Source organism: Aphanothece microscopica RSMan92 (genome assembly GCF_046613545.2).
Lineage (GTDB): Bacteria > Cyanobacteriota > Cyanobacteriia > PCC-6307 > Cyanobiaceae > NIES-981.
This window is the reverse complement of the sequence record NZ_JBKKKY020000028.1, coordinates 16,281-35,758: the sequence shown is the minus strand read 5'-3', so window position 1 is coordinate 35,758 and position 19,478 is coordinate 16,281. Positions and strand designations below refer to the sequence as shown.

Sequence of the window (19,478 nt, the reverse complement as noted above, 5' to 3'; positions counted from 1 at the left end):
TTCTTAAGATGCAGGAACTTCTCGATAGGTATTTGTGCCCCCTCTCGCCGCTGTGGGGAAACCCTTCTCCCTGCTGCCGGTCCGCCTCGGACGGGGACCCGGGCGGCGGGGACTGGGGCGCCCGGAACGGAGGCCGGCGCTGCCGAAGCGAGTGGCGCTGCCGAGGCGGGTGGGGCTGGTGATGGCCCTGGCCCTGGTGGCCGCCCTTCCCGTCAACCGAGGGCCGGAGCCGCAGACGCCGTCCCGCCTCCAGCACGGGGCGCAGGCACCCCTGCTCCACCCCTCCACGCCCGGTGAGGGGGGCGACCCGCTCCAGTTCTCCGCCAGCGAACTCCAGGAGCTGCAGCGTCGTTTCGGGGTGCATGGTCCCCAGCCGCGGATCGCCCAGCTGTTCACCAGCGGCATCGACCAGCTCCAGCCGCTGCGGAACCACACCCTGGCCCGCATCGAGGAACTGCGGCCCACCATCCTGAGCGAATCCGCCCGTCAGGGCATCAACCCGATGCTGGTGACGGCGGTGCTGTTCGATGAGATGCGGCATGCCAAGCCGGGTGAGGACCTGCCGCTGGCCGCCCATTCGGGACTGTTCAGCACCCACGGTCCGGCCCAGCTCGGCCTGGGCGAGATGGTGCACCAGGGTCTGCTGAGTCCCGAGGCCTCCCCCGAGGAGATCGTGGAGGCCCGCCGCCAGCTGCTCGACCCCAGGCAGAACATCAGCCTGCTGGTGGGCAAGTTCGCCCGGCTCAGCAAGGCACTGGGGCTGCCTCCGGGCCGGGTCCTCCAGGCCAGCGCCAGCCCGCGGGAGGCCAAGGCCCTGGCCACCCTGGCCTATCTCCACAACGGCAAGCTCGACTATCCCCGGCGCATCCTGCGCTCGATGCAGGACCCCGAACTCCACGCCATGCTCTACGGGCTGCGCCGACCGCCCGTCTCACCGCTCATCTGAAGCGGAGCCCCAGCCGGAGGGGGCCAGCTGCTCAGCACAGGCTTCCCAGCGTGGCCAGCCTGCTCTCCAGGGCCTTCCAGTCAAAGCTGCGGGGATCGGCCCGCTCGCCGCCCAGATCCACCGCCCGGTGGGTGGTGATGTGGTCCGGGGGGATGGGGAAGCGTTCCATCCAGTCGGCCAGCAGCACGGCCAGGGCGTCGTACTGGGCTGCGGTGTAGCCGCTGTGGCGCGGGCCGTCGTCCTCCCCATCCAGGGGCGTCTCGAGGCTGATGTGCAGCGCGAAGTTGTTGACCGAGCCGCCCACCTCGGGATTGGTGACCACCCACTGGCCCCGGAAGGCGGAATTGCCGGCGCCGAAGGCCCGCTGGCTCGGATCCAGCAGCTGCACCACCTTGCCGTCCAGGCCGATCAGGGCGTGGTAGCTGACCTGGTCCTCATCCCTGGGGTGGGGGGTGAGGAAGGTGTTGATCGCGGAGCCGATGCCGTACACGGTCTCGTGCAGCACCACCACCCGGGGGGTGGGATCGAGCGGGTTGCCGAAGGCATCCCGGCTGAAGCGCTTGCCGTAGTTGGTGGGATCGATCCGCACCCGCACCGGGGCGCTGCGCAGCTCGGTGAGCAGGGTCTGAAGCCGCTGTCTGCGGCCCTGGTCCCCGCCCGGCGGGCAGCTGCGGCGCAGGGGTGAGGCCCAGGCTCTGGATCCGGGGGGGGATGGGGCATTGCGGCGACCCGGCTTCGGAGCCATCGGGGGTTGGCGCACCTCCTCCAGCAGTTCGAGCAGGGAGGCCTGACCCCGGCGCCCTTCGGAGTTGGAGAGGTCACGAGCCAGCCAGCCAATGCCGCCGAGGCCGAGGATGCCGGAGGCCAGCCCTGCCAGGACAAGCGGCTGTCGGCGCAGGGTCATGGCAGCTCCAGGGTGAGCCAGCGGCGACGCCGCTCCGCCGCCGCCTCGGAGGCCTCGGGATCGCAGACGAGGCTCCAGTGGTCCACGGCCGGCGGCTCCGGCAGCAGCCGGGTGGTGCGCACCTGACCGTCGCGGCTGTAGAGCACGGTGCGCGCAACAGGCGGGCGGTCCGGCGGGAGCAGGGCCGTGAGATCCTCCGGCTGGCGAAGCCTCCACCCGTCCAGGGCCAGCAGTTCGTCGCCCACCGTCAGCCCAGCGCTCTGGGCAGGAGCGTCACGCACGAGACGCTGCAGCGTCAAGCCCTGCGGTGCGGCCTGCAGCTGCCAGCCCACCCACTGGAGCGGTGCGGTGGCGGGCTCGAGCTTCAGCCCGACGAAGCCCAGGGCGGACGCGAGCGGGGGATCCTCCAGGCCGCGCAGCCAGGCCGGCAGCAGCAGCTGCAGATCGGGGGCCTGCGCTGCGAAGGCGGCCACCAGATCCTCCTCGTGGTAGCCCCGGCCGGCCGCCCCCAGGCGGCGCCAGAGGTCGCGCAGCACCACGGGCAGGGCACTGCCGTGACGGCGCAGGTGCAGGTCCAGCACCAGGGAGAGCACCGCCCCCTTCAGGTAGTAGCTGATCTGGTTGTTCGGGGCATGGGCATCGGCCCGGTAGAGCTTCACCCAGGCTTCCTCGCCGCTCTGGCGCAGGCTCTGCACCCGGCGCCCCGGGGTGAGCAGGTAGCGGCTCAGGTCGCTGGCGAGATCGCGCAGCACCTCCTCTTCGCTGCAGCACCCCGCGGCGTGGGGCAGCAGCTGATCCACATAGCTCGTGACTCCCTCAGCAAACCAGAGGGTCGGGATGACCACGGGCCGGCTGTAGTCGTAGGGGATGAGTTCGGCCGGCCGCAGCCGCCGCACGTTCCACTGGTGGAGGTATTCGTGGGCCACCAGCTGGAGCAGCTTGCGGCGGCCATCGGGCTGGGCCAGGCGCCGGCGTCCGTACTGGAGCACCGTGCTGGCGTCGTGCTCGAGGCCGCCGTAGCCGTTGTCGTTGAGGTGGAGCACGAACAGGTAGTGGTCCGCCGCCGGCCTCTCGACCCCCATCAGGCGGCAGCAGGCCAGGCACACCTGCTCCACATCGGCCAGCCAGCCGGGATCCTCCGCGACCGGATCGGCCCCACCCAGGGTGCGGCCCCAGCTGACCCAGCGGTGGGGCACGCCGGCCACACCGAAGGAGTGGGCGGCATGGGGACCGACCTCGATCGGGGTGTCGACCAGCTGGTCGAAATCGCGGGCAGTCCACCCCCCGTCCGGGTCGGCGGGCAGGGGCACGAAGGGCTGCCAGCCCTCGGGCAGGCACAGCCGCAGCCGATGGGGGCTCCAGCGCTCGCCCTCGAGCTCCAGCGCCACCGCGGCCAGGGCCAGGAAGCCATGGTCGGCGTCGCAGTGGCAGGTGCGCACGGTCAGATCCTTGGCCAGGATCCGGTAACGGATCTCCACCGGCTCCAGGCTGGGCAGATCCAGCTGCCAGGCACTGGTGCCCGTGCGCCTCACGGGCAGGATGCGCTCCTGCTGGGTGACCTCCAGACCCTCCAGCTGGCTGACGTAATCGCGGATCAGGTAGGAGCCTGGAGTCCAGGCGGGAAGGGAGAAGCGGAGGCAGGAACGGCGGGGGCGGTGCTGAAGCCGGACAGTCACCTGATGGGACAGGGCACCGAGGAAATCGAATTCGAAGGCCGGCAAGGACGACAGGGGCACCGCAGCAGGGTCAGGGGCTGACGCTCACGTGGGCATCCGTGAACTGCTCGGCCGCGGCGAGGGCCATGCGGGCGGCATAGCCGCGGGTGATGCACCCCAGCAGCTCCTGCAGGGAACGGCTGCGGCTGATCTTCTGAAGATCCCCGACCAGCGCCAGGGTTCCATCAACCTGGCGGGTCCAGCCCAGGGCGAGATCGTCCTCCAGAGCCACCTGGAGCAGCACCGGCTGGCGTTCGCCGCCGAAACCCGCGAGGCTGCCCCCCCGGATGGGCGTCAGGCCGAGGGCCCGCAGGCTGGCGGCCAGGCCCTCGGTGTCACGCAGCACCGTTGGCAGGATGGAGAGATGGGACATGGACCCGATGCCCGCTTTGACCGACCCTAGCGATCACGGGCCCAGCATCCAGTGGCCGTTGCCACCGCAGGAACCGGCGGATTCGCTCCACCAGGGCCGACCGCTTCGGCTCGGGGTGATGGCCTCGGGGGAGGGCAGCAACTTCGAGGCCCTGGTGAACGCGGCCCGGGCGGGCGGGCTGGCCGCCGAGATGGCCCTGCTGGTGGTCAACAACCGGGGCTGCGGCGCCCAGGTCCGGGCGGAACGGCTCGGGGTGCCCTGCCGGCTGCTCGATCACCGCGAACAGCCGAGCCGCGAGGCCCTCGACCGGGCCCTGATCGAGGCCTTTCGCCAGGCGGCGGTGGATCTGGTGGTGATGGCCGGATGGATGCGGATCGTCACGCCGACCCTGATCCAGGCCTTCCCGGACCGGCTGGTGAACATCCACCCCTCCCTGCTGCCCAGTTTCCGCGGCATGGATGCGGTGGGGCAGGCCCTGGCGGCCGGCGTGAAACTGAGCGGCTGCACGGTGCATCTGGTGAGCGAGGCCGTCGACGCCGGTCGGATCCTGGTGCAGGCCGCGGTGCCCGTGCTTCCCGGCGACAGCCACGCGCAGCTCGCCGCCAGGATCCGCCGCCAGGAACATCGGATCCTGCCCCTGGGGGTGCGGCTGGCAGCCCGCGACCTGGACCGCGCCCTAGGGGTAGAAGGGCAGTAGGGGGAGGCCCGTGGTGGCGGCGAGGCCCGCCATCAGGTTGAGGCACTGCACCCCCTGGCCGGCCTGGCCCTTCACCAGATTGTCGATGGCACCCATCACGATCAGCTGGCCGGTGCGGGTATCGGCCTGCACGCCGATCAGGGCACGGTTCGTCTGACGCACCCACTTGGTGGAGGGGTAGGTGCCGACGGGCAGCACCTCGACACAGGGGGCGTCGCGGTAGGCCGTGCGGATCAGCGTGGAACAGTCGTCGGCGGTGAGACCCGGATCCCGCAGGCGGCAGTACACCGTGGCCAGCAGGCCGCGCACCATCGGCACCAGGTGGGGGGTGAACTGCAGCTGGATGGGCTGGCCGGCCACCTGGCTGGCGATCTGCTCGATCTCGCTGGTGTGACGGTGGCCGACGACGCCGTAGGGGGCGATCGCCTCGGAGGCCTCGGCCAGCAGCAGGTGCTCCTTGGCCGCCCGCCCGCCGCCGCTGGTGCCGGTCTTGGCATCGATGACGATGCCCGATGGCTCGATCAGTCCCTGCTTGAGCAGGGGCAGCAGACCGAGCAGCGACGCGGTGGGGAAGCAGCCGGGGGCGGCGACCAGCCGGGCGCTGCGGATCCGCCGCTCCTCCCACTCCGGCAGGCCGTAGACCGCCTCGGCGCAGAGATCCTCGTCGCCGCGGTTGAGGGCCAGGGCTTCACTGCTGTAGACCTCCTTCCAGGTCTGCAGGGAGCGGTAGCGGTAGTCGGCAGAGAGGTCCACCACCCGCACGCCGCGGGTCAGCAGAGCGGGCACGAGCTGGGCGGCCAGGCCGTTGGGCAGGCTCAGCACGGCGAAGTCGGCGGCCGCGGCGATGGCGTCCGGGTCCGGGTTCTGCACCACCGGATCGCCGGGCAGGGGCAGGAAGGGGGTCAGCTCGCTCCAGCGCTTGCCGCTGCTGCGCTCCCCGCCCAGGAAGGTGACGCTCAGGTCCGGATGGTCGTGCAGCAGCCGCAGGGTCTGGAGACCGCCATAGCCACTGGCACCGATCACCGCAACGCGCTTGCTGGCCATGGCGAAGCCCCGGAGGGGAGTACGTCCCGGGCTTTATAAAGGATGATTGCGCCCGGGTCCTTCGGCCCCACCGCCCGCGTTGACCCTTCTGCGCAACCAGTCGTCCGCCAGCACCGGGTCCACCCCGCCGCCGGGATCGGCGCCGGGCGCGGCGAGGGAGATCCGTTTCGATGCCATCGCCGATGCCCTGGCGGCGATCCGCAACGGCGAATCGATCGTCGTCGTCGACGACGAGAACCGCGAGAACGAGGGCGATCTGATCTGTGCGGCCCAGTTCGCCACCCCCGAACAGATCAACTTCATGGCCACCGAGGCCCGCGGGCTGATCTGCCTGGCGATGGAGGGCGAACGGCTCGACGCCCTCGATCTGCCCCTGATGGTGGATCGCAACACCGACGAAAACCAGACGGCGTTCACGGTGAGTGTGGACGCCGGCCCGGAGAACGGGGTGAGCACGGGCATCTCCGCCGAGGACCGGGCCCGCACGATCCAGGTGGCCATCCATCCCGCCACCCGGCCGGAGGACCTGCGCAGGCCGGGGCACATCTTCCCGCTGCGCGCCCGCCAGGGGGGCGTGCTCAAGCGGGCCGGCCACACCGAGGCCGCCGTGGACCTGGCCCGGCTGGCGGGCCTCTACCCCGCCGGGGTGATCTGCGAGATCCAGAACGCCGATGGGTCCATGGCCCGGCTGCCCGAGCTGGCCGCCTATGCCCGCCGCCATGGACTGCGGCTGATCAACATCGCCGACCTGATCGGTTACCGCCTGGACACCGAGCGGTTCGTGCGACGGCAGGCCGAGGCGGCGCTGCCCAGCAGTTTCGGCAGCTTCCGCGCCATCGGCTACCGCAACGAGCTGGACGGCAGCGAGCACGTGGCGATCGTGAAAGGCCATCCGGAGCAGGCCACGGGGCCGGTGCTGGTGCGGGTGCACAGCGAGTGCCTCACCGGCGATGCCTTCGGATCGCTCCGCTGCGACTGTCGGCCCCAGCTGGAGGCCGCCCTGCGGATGGTCGAGGCCGCCGGGGAAGGGGTGGTGGTGTACCTGCGCCAGGAGGGCCGCGGCATCGGCCTGATCAACAAGCTCAAGGCCTACTCCCTGCAGGACACGGGCCTGGACACCGTGGAGGCCAACGAGCGCCTCGGCTTTCCCGCCGACCTCCGCAACTATGGTGTGGGAGCCCAGATCCTCAGCGACCTGGGCGTGCATCGGCTGCGGCTGATCACCAACAACCCCCGCAAGATCGCCGGCCTGGGGGGCTACGGCCTGCAGGTGGAGGACCGGGTGCCGCTGGTGATGGATGCCAGCGCCCACAACGCCGACTACCTGGCCGTCAAGCGCTCCAAGCTGGGGCACCTGATGGGGGATGGACCGAGCTGCCCCCTGGGCCCCACGGCCGTGCTGGCCTGGACGGGGGACACCGGGTCGGAGGAACCGGATGAGCGGCTGCTCGCCCAGCGGCTGGAGCAACTGCAGGCCTGGGCCCTGGAGCAGGGCCTGCTGCTGGAGCGGGAGGAGCATCCCCGCCTGCTGGCCCTGCTGAACCATCCCAGCCTGGCGGTGCTGATCGGCCCCGGTGATCAGCCTGCGGGCAGCCTGTCGGCGGCCGGCATGGCAACGCTGCTGCAGCGCCTGGCCGGGTGGCCCCACAGCCGCAGCGTGGGGCTGCTGCTCCGACCCGATGCCCAGCGGGGCAACCACCCGAGCGTGGACCTCGAGCCGACCCGGCGGCCCCTGGCGGAGCTCAGCTCCGGAGCCGCCAGGGGACTCGATCTGCAGGCCGAGGTGTTTGTGATCTGGCGCTGAGCCCCAGCGCAGCGCCGGATCCTGGCCGGTCAGTCCTGGATGGTGAGCTTGTTGATCCGGGTGCCGTTCTTGAGGGCCATCACCACATCCATGTCTCCAGTCAGGCCGAAGACGGTGTGGACCCCATCGAGATGGGGCTGGGCACCGTGGCAGATGTAGAACTGCGAGCCGCCGGTGTTCTTGCCGGCATGGGCCATCGCCAGGGTGCCGGCCTGGTGCTTCTGGCCGTTGATCTCACAGTCGATCGTGTAGCCGGGGCCGCCGGTGCCGGCCATCCCGCGCGCACCCTCACGGCTGTTCGGACACCCCCCCTGGGCCATGAAGCCGGGGATCACCCGATGAAAGGCGAGGCCGTCGTAGAAACCCTCCTTCGCCAGCTTGGTGAAATTGGCGACGGTGTTGGGCGCATCGGCCTCGAAGAGTTCGAGCGTGATGGTGCCGGCGTCCGTCTCCATCAGGGCTTTGGTCACGGTGGCAGGAGAGCAAAGGCCGACTGTATGGGGCTGTGATGAAAATGGGGGGTCGGTTCTCCCTCCGCCCGCCATCCGCCGATGAGCAGCACCTCCCCAGCCCAACCCGTCAGCACCGATCTGGGCGGGGCCCGGCTGGGGGTGCTGGGAGGCAGCGGGCTCTACGCGATGGACGGGCTCGAGGAGGTGCGGGAGATCCAGGTGGACACGCCCTACGGCCCGCCCTCGGACACGCTGCGGCTCGGGCGCATCGACGACCTGGAGGTGGTCTTCCTGGCGCGCCACGGACGCCACCACAGCTACACGCCCACGGAGGTGCCCTACCGGGCCAACCTCTGGGCCCTGCGGTCCCTGGGGGTGCGGTGGGTGCTGTCGGTGTCCGCGGTGGGGTCCCTGCAGGAGCAGTACCGCCCCCTCGACATGATGGTGCCCGATCAGTTCATCGACCGCACCCACCAGCGGCCGCTCAGCTTCTTCGGCGGGGGTGTCGTGGCCCACGTGACGGCTGCCGATCCCTACTGCCCGGTGCTCAGCCGGCTGCTGGCCGATGTGGGAGACAGCCTGATGCCCCCCGGGCGCCAGCTGCACCGTGGCGGCACCTATCTCTGCATGGAGGGGCCGGCCTTCTCCACCCGGGCGGAATCGGAGCTCTACCGCAGCTGGGGCTGCGGCGTGATCGGGATGACCAACCACACCGAAGCCCGCCTGGCCCGGGAGGCCGAAATGGCCTACGCCACGCTGGCGATGGTGACCGACTACGACTGCTGGCACCAGGAACACGCGTCGGTGACGGTGGAGCTGGTGATCGACAACCTGCGCGCCAATGCCGCCCTGGCCCAGCAGATCGTGCGCCAGGCCGCCGCGCGGGTCGGGGAGCTCCGCCCCGCCAGCAGCGCTCACCACGCCCTGCGCCATGCCCTGATGACCCCAGCGGAGCACGTGCCGGCCGAAACCCGCCGCCGGGTCGACCTGTTCACATCGCCCTACTGGGGGCCGTACCCGGACTGAAGCTGGCGCCGCAGGCAGCGAGCGCATCGCGCAGGCGGGGACCGTGGCGCTCCAGCTGCCGGGCGGCCTCGGGCGCCTCGAGCCCAGCCGCCGCCATCAGCAGGGCCAGCTTCACCGATCCACCGCTCTGGGCGAGCAGCTCGGCGCCCCGCTCCCGCTCGACCCCCGCCAGGTCCCGCAGGATGCGCAGGGCCCGATCCTCGAGCTTGGCGTTGGTCACGGCCACATCCACCATGCGGTTGCCGTGCACCTTGCCCAGCCGCACCATCACGCCGGTCGAGAGGATGTTGAGCGCCATCTTGGTGGCCGTGCCGGCCTTGAGCCGGGTGGAGCCGGCCAGCAGCTCCGGGCCGGTGAGCAGGCGGATGTCGATCTCCGCCGGCATCGGCACCTGGTCGGCGGGCACGCAGGCCATGGCGATGGCAAGGGCACCGATGGCGCGGGCGTGGCTGAGCCCGCCGAGCACGTAGGGGGTGGTACCGCCGGCCGCGATGCCCACCAGGCAGTCGGCCGCTGTGAATCCCCGTGCCTCGAGATCGTGGCGGCCGGCGTCGAAGAGGTCCTCCAGGCCTTCGGAACTGCGCAGCAGCGCCGGCGCACCGCCGGCCAGGACCCCCTGCACCAGCTCAGGCGGGGTGCAGAAGGTGGGGGGACACTCGGCCGCGTCCAGCACCCCCAGCCGGCCCGAGGTGCCGGCGCCCAGGTAGAAGAGGCGCCCGCCGGCCTGCAGACGCGCCGTGATGGCGTCGACGGCGGCGGCCAGGGCAGGGGCGGCGGCGGCCACGGCCCGCTGGGGCTCGCGGTCGTTCTCACAGAACAGCGCCACCAGCTCCGGCGTGGGCAGGGTGTCGAGGTGCTCGCTGAGCGGATTGGCCTGCTCGGTGAGCAGGTGGCCCCGATCCCGACCCGCCGAGGCCTGGGCCGTCACAGCAGACCCTCCAGCTGGCGGCGGAAGGCCTCGAGCTCGGGGTCCCCGGAGCTGATCGGCTCACGGCTCGCCTCCGGAGCCGCATCGGGTGGCGGATCGGCGACTGCCGAACCGGAGGACGGAGCGGCCCCGGCGGCAGGCTCGTCCTGCCAGTGCTCCACGTCCATGTTGCGCTCGGGCGGGGCGATCAGCAGGCGCTCCTCCGGGGTCTGGGGCAGGAAGCCGACGGGGACGAAGCGGGCCTCGTAGCCGGACTGGCGGCAGAAGGCCTCCATCTCCTCCCGGTCCAGGGCTTCGACGGTGGGGACGGGAAAGTCCTGGGCCTCGAGCAGTCCGGCATAGCGCTCGGCGTCGTCGCGGGCCTCGAACAGCAGCACCACCGTGCGGCCGCCGATCTCAAGGGAGTGGATGCCCTCCTGATCGGTCCCGGGGTCGAACAGCAGCACGTGCACCGGCATGGATGGTGATGGAAGTGCGGCGGGTCCCTCAGTGTGTCACCGCGGCCCGATCGAGAGCCGGACAGGGGGCGTCGGCTCAGGCTCCGGCAGCCTCCTGGGACGCCTCCCGGGACGCCAGTTCGGCGAGTTCCTGGAGACGGCGGTACAGGGCGATCTCGGCGTCGTCGAGCTGGTCCGGAACGACGATCCTCACCTCCACGAGCTGGTCGCCCCGCTGGCTGCCCCACTCCATGCCACGGCCGCGCAGCCGCAGCAGCCGGCCGCTGGAGGAGCCCTGGGGCACCGTGAGTTTGACGGGGCCCCGCAGGGTCGGCACCACCACACGGCAGCCGAGGGCCGCTTCCGCGGGGGTGAGCTCGAGGGGGTAGAGCACCCGCAGGCCGTCAATGCGCAGGCCCTCCGCGGTGCGCACCCGCAGGTGGAGGAAGTGGTCACCGCCTCCAGGGGTGACGCCGGCGAGCCGCAGCCGCCAGCCATCCCCTGCCAGGGGCGGTGTCCAGACCTCGACGCAGGTGCCATCCGCCAGTTCGAGTTCCACGCGCTCCCCCTGCAGGGCCTGCTCCGGGCTGAGGTCCACGAGGCTCTCGTCATCGCTGGAGGCCTGCACCGGGGGCGGGGGTGCCGGGGAAGGGGTCACGGATCCGGCCGGCTCGGCGGGCGGCGGGCCCGGCCAGTCCTCTTCCGCCGGGGCCTCGGCGGCTTCAGCCACGTCCCCCCGTCCAGGACGCTCGCCGAACAGTTCGGCCAGGTAGTCCTCAAAGCTGGGGAACCCCGTGGCGAAGGGATCCGCCGGGCCCTGCTCGGCCTGGGTCTCGCCCCGCTCCCAGGCGCGCCGCCGCAGGGGATCGGAGAGGACCGCATAGGCCTCGTTCACCAGCTTGAACTGGTCCTCGGCAACGGGATCGTTGCCGTTGAGATCCGGATGCCAGCGGCGGGCCTGGGTGCGGAAGGCCCGCTTCAGCGTGGCGGCATCGGCGCCGGGCTCGATCCCCAGCACACGCCAGTAGTCAGGGGGCGCAATCGGGCTGTGACTCACCGCGGCTACACGTCACCCCAGGGATCGTCGTCCGGAACCCGGGCCGGCGGGCGCGATGGGGAAGCGGACCGCTCGGCGCCGTAGCGACGCTCGGGCGGGGCTTCGCCCCGAAAGCGCTGCTCCTCGAAGCGGCTGCCGGCATCGCGGTACTCCGGGTCGCCGTACTCCGGGTCGCGAACCTGGGGATAGCGGTCTGCAGGGTAACGCGCTTCGGGGTAACGCGCTTCGCCGTAGCGATCCTCCCGGTAGCGGTCCTCCCGGTAACGATCCTCCCGGTAGCGGTCCTCCGGAAGGGCGCGGGAGGGGGTGCGCTCCCAGCTGCCGTAGCGGTCGGCGCCCGAGAGCGCGCCGCGGTCACGCCCCGGCGGCATCGCCCACGGATCGCTGCCCGGACGGCTCCAGTCGTCCCAGTCGTCATCGGCGAACAGCTCATCCTTGAGCGAGCCGAGCGTGTTCTTCAGCCCCTGCAGGGGGCCCTGCTCGGAGCGACGCTCGCTGAGCAGACGGCGGTTGAGGCCGAAGAGCGCCTCCTGCAGCTGGCTCACCGCCATGTCGAGCTCGCCGGGGTCGGTGCTGCCGCGCTCCTCGAGGGCCAGCAGATCCTGCACATCGCGCAGGGCCATCTCCACGCTGCGCTGCTGGCGCTCCGCGCCGTAGGGCCCCAGCTCCAGGGACGCGTCGCGCAGGCGCCGCTCCGCCTGGGCCACCAGGGTCTGGGCCTTGTTGCGGCGGTCGACGGCCGCCCGCTTGCGACGGTCTTCGGCAGCCTTGCGTTCCGCCTCCTCGATCAGCCGGGCGATCTCCTCCTCGCTGAGGTTGGAGCCCCCCTGGATGCTGACGCTCTGCTGGCGGCCGGTGGTGCGGTCCGTGGCCGACACCTGCAGCAGACCGTTGGCATCGATGTCGAACGACACCTGCACCTGGGGCACACCCCGGGGAGCCGGGGGAATGCCGGAGAGGCGGAAACGCCCCAGGCTCTTGTTGTCGGCCGCCATCTGCCGTTCCCCCTGCACCACGTGGATCTCCACGGAGTTCTGGTTCGCCTCGGAGGTGCTGAACAGATCGCTCTTGCGCACGGGGATGGGCGTGTTGCGGAGGATCAGCACCTTCATCACCCCACCGATCGTCTCGAGCCCGAGGGAGAGGGGCGTGACGTCGTTGAGCATCAGATCCCGCAGCTCCCCGGTGAGGATCCCGGCCTGGACCGCCGCACCGATCGCCACCACCTCGTCGGGATTCACCGACTGGCACGGCTCCCGCGGGATGAGGGTGCGCACCATCTCCTGCACCATCGGCATGCGGGTGGAGCCGCCCACCAGGACGACATCGTCGATCTCGTCGGCCGCCAGCCCGGAATCGCGCAGGGCCCGCTGCACGGGGCGCAGCAGGCGGTCGAGCAGGTCGGGACAGAGGGCCTCGAAGGTGCGCCGCTCGAGGGTGGTCTCGATGTGGAGGGGCCCCTCACTGCCGGTGGCGATGAAGGGAAGGGAGATGGGGGTGCTCTGCACACCGCTCAACTCGATCTTGGCCTTCTCCGCCGCCTCGGTGAGGCGCTGGAGTGCCTGGCGGTCGCGCCGCAGGTCGAGGCCATGCTCCTTCTCGAACGCATCGGCCAGCCAGTCGACGATGCGACGGTCCCAGTCGTTGCCGCCGAGCTGGGTGTCTCCACTGGTGGCCTTCACGTCGAAGACCCCCTGGGCGATGCGCAGCACGGAGACATCAAAGGTGCCGCCGCCCAGGTCGAACACCAGCACGCGCTTCACGGCCGAGCGATCAAAGCCGTAGGCCAGTGCGGCAGCGGTGGGTTCGTTGAGGATGCGCTCCACGCTGATGCCCGCCAGTCGGCCGGCATCGCGGGTGGCCTGGCGCTGGGCGTCGTTGAAGTAGGCCGGCACCGTGATCACCGCCGCCTCGACCGGCTCCCCCAGGTAGGTGGCGGCGTCGTCGGCCAGCTTGCGCAGGACGCTGGCCACCAGCTCCTCGGGGGCATACTCCCGCTCGGTGGCCGGGCAGACCACCCGCACGTTTCCCTGGTCGTTGGCCCGGATGGTGTAGGGCACGCCGAGGCTCGACTCCTCGAGTTCCTCCCACTGGCGCCCCACGAAGCGCTTGAGGTTGGCGAAGGTGTTGCGGGGATTGAGCACCAGCTGGCGGCGGGCCAGCTGCCCCACCAGCAGTTCCTGATCGCGGCTGAACCCCACCACCGACGGCGTGGTGCGGCTGCCCTCGGCACTGGCGATCACCACGGGGCGGCCACCCTCGAGCACGGCCACCACCGAATTGGTGGTTCCCAGGTCGATGCCGACGATGCGACCCATGAACAGTGCGGCCCCGTCACCCGTCTGGCGCCCCAAAACTACCGGGCTGACAGCCGTTAATCACGGCTTAAGGCAAGCAGATGCCTTCCTTCGTAGATTCGGCGCGGAACGGCCTGGCCCGGGCTGGCCCCAACGCAACCCGATCTCCATGACAGGCGAACTCCTACCAGCGGCCTCAGCTGAGGCGCTCTCGGGGGATCGCGACGATGCCTTCACCCTGCGCCGCAGGCCACCGGCGGAGAAACTGCTGGACATCGGCTTCCGCCAGCTCACCCTGAGCCTGGCCGCGGTGGTGGCCATCGTGCTGCTGGGCATCTTCCTGGTGGTGCTCCAGGGTTCCCGCGAAGCCATCGCCAGCTTCGGGCTCGGCTTCCTCACCACCTCGGCATGGGATCCGGTCAACGAGCAGTACGGCGCCCTGATCGCCATCTACGGCACCCTGGTCACGTCCCTGCTGGCCCTGCTGATCGCCGTTCCCCTGGGCGTGGGCACCGCGATCTTCATCACCGAAGACTTGGTGCCCCGCGTGGTACGCGAGGCGATCGGCCTGATGGTGGAGCTGCTCGCCGCCATCCCGTCCGTGGTGCTGGGCCTCTGGGCGATCTTCGTGATGGAGCCGGCCATCCGGCCAGTGCTGAACCTGCTGCACCAACTGCTGGGCTGGTCTCCGCTGTTCGACACCTCAGCCAAGGGCCCCGGCATGGCCCCGGCCATCCTCATCCTGGTGGTGATGATCCTGCCGATCATCACGGCGATATCGCGGGATGCGCTCAACCAGGTACCCGCGGAGCTGCGCCAGGGGGCCTACGGGGTTGGCACAACCCGCTGGGGGGCCATCAGCAGTGTCATCCTGCCAGCCGCCATTTCCGCCATCACCGGAGGGGTCATGCTCGCCCTGGGCCGGGCCATGGGTGAGACCATGGCCGTGACCATGATCATCGGTAACGCCCTGAACTTCAGCTTCTCGCTGCTGGCTCCCGGCAATACGATCGCCGCCATGCTCGCCAACCAGTTCGGTGAAGCGAGCGGCATCCAGGTGTCGGCCCTGATGTATGCAGCCCTTGTTCTGATGCTGCTCACCTTCCTCGTCAATGTGCTGGCCCAGTGGCTGGTTCGTCGGCTCAGCCTCCGCTACTGAACCACCGCGATCGTGATCAGCCCCACCCTGGCCAGGCACAGAAGGGAGTTCAAACCCTCCGGCGGCGAACCTGATCCGCCGGAGAGCCTCTTTGTGCGGCGCCCCCTGCAGTTCGACAGGTCGCTCGGCCGCAACCGCCTCAACCGCCTCTGCACCGGAATCGCCGGCCTCTTCGCCGCCTGCGCCGTACTGCCGCTCTTCCTGGTGCTGGTGTACGTGCTGATCCGAGGCGGGAGGCTGATCAGCCTGGGCCTGTTCACCCAGCTGCCGCCCGCGCCAGGGCTGGAGGGTGGAGGTATCGGCAACGCCATTCTGGGCACGCTGATGGTGACGCTGATCGCCTCCCTGATCGCCGTCCCCATCGGTGTCGGTGGAGGGATCTACCTCACCGAATATTCGCAGCGGGGTTGGTTCGCGCGCTTCGTGAGCTTCGGCAACGACGTGCTGGCCGGCGTGCCCTCGATCATCTGCGGCGTGTTCGTCTATGGGGTGGTGGTGGCCACCCGGATTTTCTTCAACCAGAGCTACAGCGCCGTGGCTGGTGGTATCGCCCTGGCCACCCTCATGCTGCCCACCGTGATCAAGACCACCGACGAGGGGCTGAAGCTCGTTCCGCAGGAACTGCGCTGGGGGGCCTACGGGGTGGGGGCCTCCAAATTCGTCACGGTGATGCGCATCACCGTGCCGGCCGCCTTCACCCCCATCGCCACGGGGATCGTGCTCGGGATTGCCAGGGCGGCAGGGGAAACCGCGCCGCTGATCTTCACGGCCCTGTTCTCACCCTTCTGGCCAGACGGGATCTTCAACCCGATTGCCACCATGTCGGTGTTGATCTTCAACTTCGCCATCATGCCTTATGAGGCCCAGAACGAACTCGCCTGGGCAGCCTCCTTCGTGCTGGTGATCATGATTCTGCTGGCCAATCTCCTGGCCCGCTGGCTCAGCAGCCTCACCCGCACCTAACCCATCCCTCCTGATCCTTCATCGCGACTTCCCGAACTCCACTCCATGAACACGGCTCCCTCCATCAGCATGGGCACGAGCGCACCCGAACCCAACAACGACGACATCTGCCTGTCGCTCGATGGAGTCACCATCTCCTACGGCAACTTCGAAGCCGTAAGGGATGTCTACATGGACATTCCCCGCGGCAAGGTAACGGCGTTCATCGGTCCGTCGGGTTGTGGGAAATCCACCGTATTGCGGGCTATCAACCGAATGAACGACCTCATCCCCGGTTGCCACCTCAAGGGCCGTGTGGTGTTCGATGGTCACGACATCTACGACAGGCGCGTGGATCCGGTGGAGGTGCGCAGACGGATCGGGATGGTGTTTCAGAAACCCAACCCCTTCCCCAAGACGATCTACGAAAACATCGCCTTCGGTGCCAGGATCAACGGTTACCGAGGCAACATGGATGATCTGGTGGAGCGCGCGTTGCGCAAGGCCGCCGTGTGGGATGAATGCAAGGACAAACTCAAGGAGAGCGGCCTGGCCCTCTCCGGCGGTCAGCAGCAGCGCCTCTGCATCGCCCGGGCCATCGCCACCGAGCCGGAGGTGATCCTGATGGATGAACCCTGCTCGGCCCTGGATCCGATCTCGACCCTCAAGATCGAGGAAACGATGCACGAGCTCAAGCGCAGCTACACGATTGTGATCGTGACCCACAACATGCAGCAGGCCGTGCGGGTGGCGGACATGACGGCGTTCTTCAACGCGGAAGCGGTGGAGGGAGGTTCCGGCAAGGTGGGCTACCTCGTGGAGTTCGAGGAAACGGAGCGAATCTTCAACGCCCCCAACCAGCAGGCCACCCAGGATTATGTGAGCGGCAGGTTCGGCTGAGCTGGACACCAACCCAGCCGAGGGCGCCATCGATCAGCCGTGGAGGCGGCTGGGAGGCCCCAGGGAGCCAACAAAAAAGCCGACCATAAGGTCGGCTCTGGAGAAACGGAGAGGGAGGGATTCGAACCCTCGATAGAGTTGCCCCTATACAGCATTTCCAGTGCTGCGCCTTCGACCACTCGGCCACCTCTCCAGCGGCAAAATGGGGCAATCGAGTGGCAATGTAGCAGCATGACCACCACCCACCCCATCACGGTCCACTGGCGCCAGGCCGGTCGAACCATTCGCCACGAGGTCCCCGAGGGGGATTACATCCTGCGCAGCTTCGAACAGCAGGGCGACCCCCTGCCGTTCAGTTGCCGCAACGGCTGCTGCACGGCCTGCGCCGTGCGGGTGCTGAACGGCCGGATCGACCATCGGGAGGCGCTCGGCCTGTCGCGGGAGCTGCGCGACAAGGGCTACGGCCTGCTCTGCGTGGCCCGCGCCATCGGGCCGCTCGAGGTCGAGACCCAGGATGAGGATGAGGTCTACGAGCTGCAGTTCGGCCGCCACTTCGGCCGGGGCAGGGTGCTTCCTGGCCTCCCCCTCGACGATGAGTGAGACCACCACCGGCACGGCAGCGGGATCGGATCGGGCCCGCGAGGCCTCGGGACTCTCCGCCTCGGAGCTGGAGCATCTGGCCGCGGTCGCCCGGCAGGCCGCCGCGACCGGCGGCGCCGAACTCACCGCCCACCGGGGGCGCCTCAACCAGGTGCGGGAGAAGGGTCGCTGCGGCGATCTGGTCACCGAGGCCGACCTGGCCGCCGAGGCGGCCGTGCTGGCGCTGCTGGAGGCCGAGACCCCGGAGATCGGGATCCTGGCCGAAGAGAGCGGCCGACGCCAGCGGCCCGGCGATCTGCCCGGCGATCTGCCCGGCGATCCGCCCCGCGATCTGGAGTGGTGCGTCGATCCGCTCGATGGCACCACCAACTACGCCCACGGTTACCCCTTCTTCGGAACGTCCGTGGGCCTGTGCTGGCGCGGCCAGCCCCTGCTGGGTGCCCTGGCGGTACCGGCCCTGCAGGAGCTCTACTGGGCCGCGCCCGGCCTGGGCAGCTGGTGCAACGAGCGCCGCCTCCAGGTGAGCGACTGCCAGCGACTGGCCGAAGCCCTGCTGGTGACGGGGTTCGCCTACGACCGCTTCACCCGGCTCGACAACAACTACGCCGAATTCGCTTACTTCACCCACCGCACCCATGGGGTGCGGCGCGGGGGTGCCGCCGCCGTGGACCTGGCCTTCGTGGCCGCCGGCCGCCTGGACGGCTACTGGGAGCGCGGCCTGTCCCCCTGGGATCTGGCGGCGGGGGTGGTGCTGGTGGAGCAGGCCGGCGGCCGGGTGAGTGCCTACGACGGTGGCCCCCTCGATCTCGCCAGCGGGCGTCTGATCGCCGCCGCACCCGGCCTGCATGCCTCTCTGGTGGAGGGTCTGGCGGCCTGCCGGCCGCTGCCGGGAGCCAGCTTCGGAGCTCCCGAACTCGACGCCGGCACGGCCGGGCGTGAGCCCACCTCAGAGCCCACTCCATAGGATCAGCCGACTGCGATCCGCTCCCCTTCCCATGGCCCTGCAACCCGCCGCCGGCGCCAGGGATCTCAATCCCCGGGAGGTGGAACGCAACCGCTCGATCTGCCAGGAACTGGCGGCGGTGTACCGGCTCTGGGGCTACCAGGAGGTGGCGCCACCGGGTTTCGAGCGGCTCGACACCCTGCAGGCCGGCGGGGGCATCGACGGCCGTGAGCTGGTGCGGCTCGCTGCGGACGAGCCCCTGGGCCTGCGACCGGAGCTCACCGCGTCGATCGCCCGGGCGGCCAGCACCCGGATGGCGGAGCGGCCCCGCCCGCTGCGGCTCTGGGCGGAGGGCTGCACCTTCCGCAGCAGCGTGGCCGACAGCGGCCACCAGCGGATCCACGAACAGCTCCAGAGCGGCGTTGAGCTGCTGGGCGAGCGTTCCGCCGCCGCCGATGCCGAGCTCACCAGGCTGCTGCTGGCGGCGGCGGGCAGCCTCGGCCTGCGCCGGGAGCACAGCCCGCGCCTGCTGGTGGGCCACCACGGCGTGCTGAAGGCGTTGCTGCAGCAACTGCCGCCCGAGCAGCAGGGTGGGGCCCGTGCCGCCCTCACCGGCTTCGATCCGATCGCCCTGGCGGCGCTGCCCCTGAGCCGCACCGAATGCCAGCGGCTCACGGCCCTGATGCGCCTGCGGGGCAGGCCCGACGGGGTGCTCTACCAGCTCGAGCAGTGGCTGGGGCCGATCCCGCTGCTGGCCGAACTCGGCGCGACCCTGGCGGTGATCACCCCGGCGGCGGAGCGGCTGGGGGTGACGGTGCAGCTGGATCCCACCTTCCAACCCCATTTCGACCTGTACGACGGCCTGGTGCTGAAGCTGGTCTGCCAGGGACAGGAAGCACCGGTCGCCATCGCCGGCGGCGGTCGCTACGACGCGCTGGTGGGCCGCTTCTGTGCCGACAGCCAGATCGCCGCCGGGGTGGGGTTCGCCTTCGATGTGGAAGCCGTGCGCGAACTGCTGGCCGCTGGACTCACGGCCCCGACGATGGCCGGGCCGACCCTGGTGGCCTACGGCAGGCCTGAGGATCTGCCCCGTGCCCTTGACGCCCTCGAGGCCCTGCACAGGGCCGGCAGCTGCGCGGAACTTCTCGGCCACGCCGTGGACAGCCGCGCCAGTGCCGAAACCCGGGCGGCGGAGCGGGGATGCGCCGGGGTGCACTGGATCGCTCCCTAGGATCCCCGCGACCCACCGAGCCC

19 protein-coding genes and 1 tRNA gene are annotated in these 19,478 nt (G+C 70.3%); 10 read left to right on the top strand and 10 right to left on the bottom strand.

The features are described 5' to 3' along the window. Positions 1-34 precede the first annotated feature (34 nt). Positions 35-946: a hypothetical protein gene (locus ACLD7X_RS09520; RefSeq protein ID WP_411423368.1), complete on the top strand. Its 912-nt coding sequence runs from the start codon at positions 35-37 to the stop codon at positions 944-946. A 31-nt stretch (positions 947-977) separates the two neighbouring features. Here ACLD7X_RS09520 and ACLD7X_RS09515 read toward each other — a convergent pair whose 3' ends face one another. Genes ACLD7X_RS09515 through ACLD7X_RS09505 form a run of 3 tightly spaced genes read right to left on the bottom strand, consistent with a single transcriptional unit; the run spans position 978 to position 3,938 of the window. Next, the gene (locus ACLD7X_RS09515; protein ID WP_411423367.1) at positions 978-1,850 is read right to left on the bottom strand and encodes an N-acetylmuramoyl-L-alanine amidase; all 873 of its coding nucleotides are present in this window, start codon (positions 1,848-1,850) and stop codon (positions 978-980) included. Then, on the bottom strand, positions 1,847-3,586 hold the full coding sequence (locus ACLD7X_RS09510) for a M61 family metallopeptidase (RefSeq protein WP_425625142.1): 1,740 nt from the start codon (positions 3,584-3,586) through the stop codon (positions 1,847-1,849). The genes ACLD7X_RS09515 and ACLD7X_RS09510 overlap by 4 nt, the downstream gene beginning before the upstream one ends. A gap of 10 nt (positions 3,587-3,596) precedes the next feature. Beyond that, positions 3,597-3,938: a DUF1257 domain-containing protein gene (locus ACLD7X_RS09505; protein WP_411423365.1), complete on the bottom strand. Its 342-nt coding sequence runs from the start codon at positions 3,936-3,938 to the stop codon at positions 3,597-3,599. Between the two features lie 7 nt (positions 3,939-3,945). Between ACLD7X_RS09505 and purN the strand changes: the two genes are divergently transcribed. Then, positions 3,946-4,635, top strand: coding sequence for a phosphoribosylglycinamide formyltransferase (gene purN / locus ACLD7X_RS09500; protein ID WP_412006648.1), 690 nt, complete (start codon positions 3,946-3,948; stop codon positions 4,633-4,635). Here purN and argC read toward each other — a convergent pair. Next, positions 4,615-5,679, bottom strand: a complete 1,065-nt coding sequence (gene argC, locus ACLD7X_RS09495) for an N-acetyl-gamma-glutamyl-phosphate reductase (protein WP_411423363.1) — start codon at positions 5,677-5,679, stop codon at positions 4,615-4,617. The two genes, purN and argC, sit on opposite strands and share 21 nt — an antisense overlap. Positions 5,680-5,839: 160 nt before the next feature. On the opposite strand from argC, the gene ribBA reads away from it, so the two are divergent. Beyond that, positions 5,840-7,483, top strand: a complete 1,644-nt coding sequence (gene ribBA, locus ACLD7X_RS09490; RefSeq protein WP_411423372.1) for a bifunctional 3,4-dihydroxy-2-butanone-4-phosphate synthase/GTP cyclohydrolase II — start codon at positions 5,840-5,842, stop codon at positions 7,481-7,483. A gap of 29 nt (positions 7,484-7,512) precedes the next feature. Here ribBA and ACLD7X_RS09485 read toward each other — a convergent pair whose 3' ends face one another. Further along, a complete protein-coding gene (locus ACLD7X_RS09485; RefSeq protein ID WP_411423362.1) occupies positions 7,513-7,953 on the bottom strand; it encodes a peptidylprolyl isomerase in 441 nt (146 codons plus the stop codon). Positions 7,954-8,073: 120 nt separating this feature from the next. Between ACLD7X_RS09485 and mtnP the strand changes: the two genes are divergently transcribed. Further along, a complete protein-coding gene (gene mtnP / locus ACLD7X_RS09480; RefSeq protein ID WP_411423371.1) occupies positions 8,074-8,961 on the top strand; it encodes an S-methyl-5'-thioadenosine phosphorylase in 888 nt (295 codons plus the stop codon). Here mtnP and murQ read toward each other — a convergent pair. The 4 genes from murQ to dnaK all read right to left on the bottom strand — a co-directional run bounded on the left by murQ (position 8,927) and on the right by dnaK (position 13,701). Then, positions 8,927-9,889 carry an N-acetylmuramic acid 6-phosphate etherase gene (murQ, locus tag ACLD7X_RS09475; RefSeq protein WP_411423361.1) on the bottom strand — a complete coding sequence of 321 codons (963 nt, stop codon included), beginning with the start codon at positions 9,887-9,889 and terminating at the stop codon, positions 8,927-8,929. The two genes, mtnP and murQ, sit on opposite strands and share 35 nt — an antisense overlap. Beyond that, positions 9,886-10,347 (bottom strand): DUF3110 domain-containing protein, encoded by a 462-nt coding sequence (locus tag ACLD7X_RS09470; RefSeq protein ID WP_411423360.1) that lies wholly within the window; start codon positions 10,345-10,347, stop codon positions 9,886-9,888. The genes murQ and ACLD7X_RS09470 overlap by 4 nt, the downstream gene beginning before the upstream one ends. Positions 10,348-10,423: 76 nt before the next feature. Then, entirely contained in the window at positions 10,424-11,383 is a 960-nt protein-coding gene (locus ACLD7X_RS09465) for a DnaJ C-terminal domain-containing protein (protein ID WP_411423359.1), read from the bottom strand. 5 nt (positions 11,384-11,388) lie between these two features. After that, complete coding sequence (dnaK, locus tag ACLD7X_RS09460; RefSeq protein WP_411423358.1) at positions 11,389-13,701, bottom strand: molecular chaperone DnaK; 2,313 nt, start codon at positions 13,699-13,701, stop codon at positions 11,389-11,391. Positions 13,702-13,849: 148 nt separating this feature from the next. On the opposite strand from dnaK, the gene pstC reads away from it, so the two are divergent. The 3 genes from pstC (at position 13,850) to pstB (ending at position 16,681) form a co-directional block, all read left to right on the top strand. Beyond that, positions 13,850-14,839 (top strand): phosphate ABC transporter permease subunit PstC, encoded by a 990-nt coding sequence (pstC, locus tag ACLD7X_RS09455; protein ID WP_411423357.1) that lies wholly within the window; start codon positions 13,850-13,852, stop codon positions 14,837-14,839. A gap of 12 nt (positions 14,840-14,851) precedes the next feature. Next, positions 14,852-15,802, top strand: a complete 951-nt coding sequence (gene pstA, locus ACLD7X_RS09450) for a phosphate ABC transporter permease PstA (protein WP_411423356.1) — start codon at positions 14,852-14,854, stop codon at positions 15,800-15,802. A 69-nt stretch (positions 15,803-15,871) separates the two neighbouring features. Continuing rightward, the gene (pstB, locus tag ACLD7X_RS09445; protein ID WP_411423370.1) at positions 15,872-16,681 is read left to right on the top strand and encodes a phosphate ABC transporter ATP-binding protein PstB; all 810 of its coding nucleotides are present in this window, start codon (positions 15,872-15,874) and stop codon (positions 16,679-16,681) included. Between the two features lie 106 nt (positions 16,682-16,787). Here the strand turns inward: pstB and ACLD7X_RS09440 are convergent. Then, positions 16,788-16,874, bottom strand: a tRNA-Ser gene (locus ACLD7X_RS09440). 38 nt (positions 16,875-16,912) lie between these two features. On the opposite strand from ACLD7X_RS09440, the gene ACLD7X_RS09435 reads away from it, so the two are divergent. From ACLD7X_RS09435 to ACLD7X_RS09425, 3 genes are read left to right on the top strand one after another with little or no spacing between them, the layout of a single operon-like run. Further along, positions 16,913-17,281: a 2Fe-2S iron-sulfur cluster-binding protein gene (locus ACLD7X_RS09435; protein WP_411423355.1), complete on the top strand. Its 369-nt coding sequence runs from the start codon at positions 16,913-16,915 to the stop codon at positions 17,279-17,281. Further along, on the top strand, positions 17,274-18,245 hold the full coding sequence (locus ACLD7X_RS09430) for an inositol monophosphatase family protein (protein ID WP_411423354.1): 972 nt from the start codon (positions 17,274-17,276) through the stop codon (positions 18,243-18,245). Before ACLD7X_RS09435 ends, ACLD7X_RS09430 begins: the two co-directional genes overlap by 8 nt. 31 nt (positions 18,246-18,276) lie before the next feature. Continuing rightward, positions 18,277-19,455, top strand: coding sequence for an ATP phosphoribosyltransferase regulatory subunit (locus tag ACLD7X_RS09425; protein WP_411423353.1), 1,179 nt, complete (start codon positions 18,277-18,279; stop codon positions 19,453-19,455). The last annotated feature ends 23 nt before the right edge of the window (positions 19,456-19,478 follow it).

What these genes read in the sequence shown, in the direction of transcription:
- pstC (WP_411423357.1), top strand. Translation starts at nt 13,850, where the DNA reads ATGACAGGCGAACTCCTACCAGCGGCCTCAGCTGAGGCGCTCTCGGGG.
- ACLD7X_RS09425 (WP_411423353.1), top strand. Translation starts at nt 18,277, where the DNA reads ATGGCCCTGCAACCCGCCGCCGGCGCCAGGGATCTCAATCCCCGGGAG.
- ACLD7X_RS09515 (WP_411423367.1), bottom strand. Translation starts at nt 1,850, where the DNA reads ATGACCCTGCGCCGACAGCCGCTTGTCCTGGCAGGGCTGGCCTCCGGC.
- dnaK (WP_411423358.1), bottom strand. Translation starts at nt 13,701, where the DNA reads ATGGGTCGCATCGTCGGCATCGACCTGGGAACCACCAATTCGGTGGTG.
- argC (WP_411423363.1), bottom strand. Translation starts at nt 5,679, where the DNA reads ATGGCCAGCAAGCGCGTTGCGGTGATCGGTGCCAGTGGCTATGGCGGT.
- ACLD7X_RS09470 (WP_411423360.1), bottom strand. Translation starts at nt 10,347, where the DNA reads ATGCCGGTGCACGTGCTGCTGTTCGACCCCGGGACCGATCAGGAGGGC.
- pstB (WP_411423370.1), top strand. Translation starts at nt 15,872, where the DNA reads ATGGGCACGAGCGCACCCGAACCCAACAACGACGACATCTGCCTGTCG.
- ACLD7X_RS09430 (WP_411423354.1), top strand. Translation starts at nt 17,274, where the DNA reads ATGAGTGAGACCACCACCGGCACGGCAGCGGGATCGGATCGGGCCCGC.
- ACLD7X_RS09505 (WP_411423365.1), bottom strand. Translation starts at nt 3,938, where the DNA reads ATGTCCCATCTCTCCATCCTGCCAACGGTGCTGCGTGACACCGAGGGC.
- purN (WP_412006648.1), top strand. Translation starts at nt 3,946, where the DNA reads ATGCCCGCTTTGACCGACCCTAGCGATCACGGGCCCAGCATCCAGTGG.
- ACLD7X_RS09435 (WP_411423355.1), top strand. Translation starts at nt 16,913, where the DNA reads ATGACCACCACCCACCCCATCACGGTCCACTGGCGCCAGGCCGGTCGA.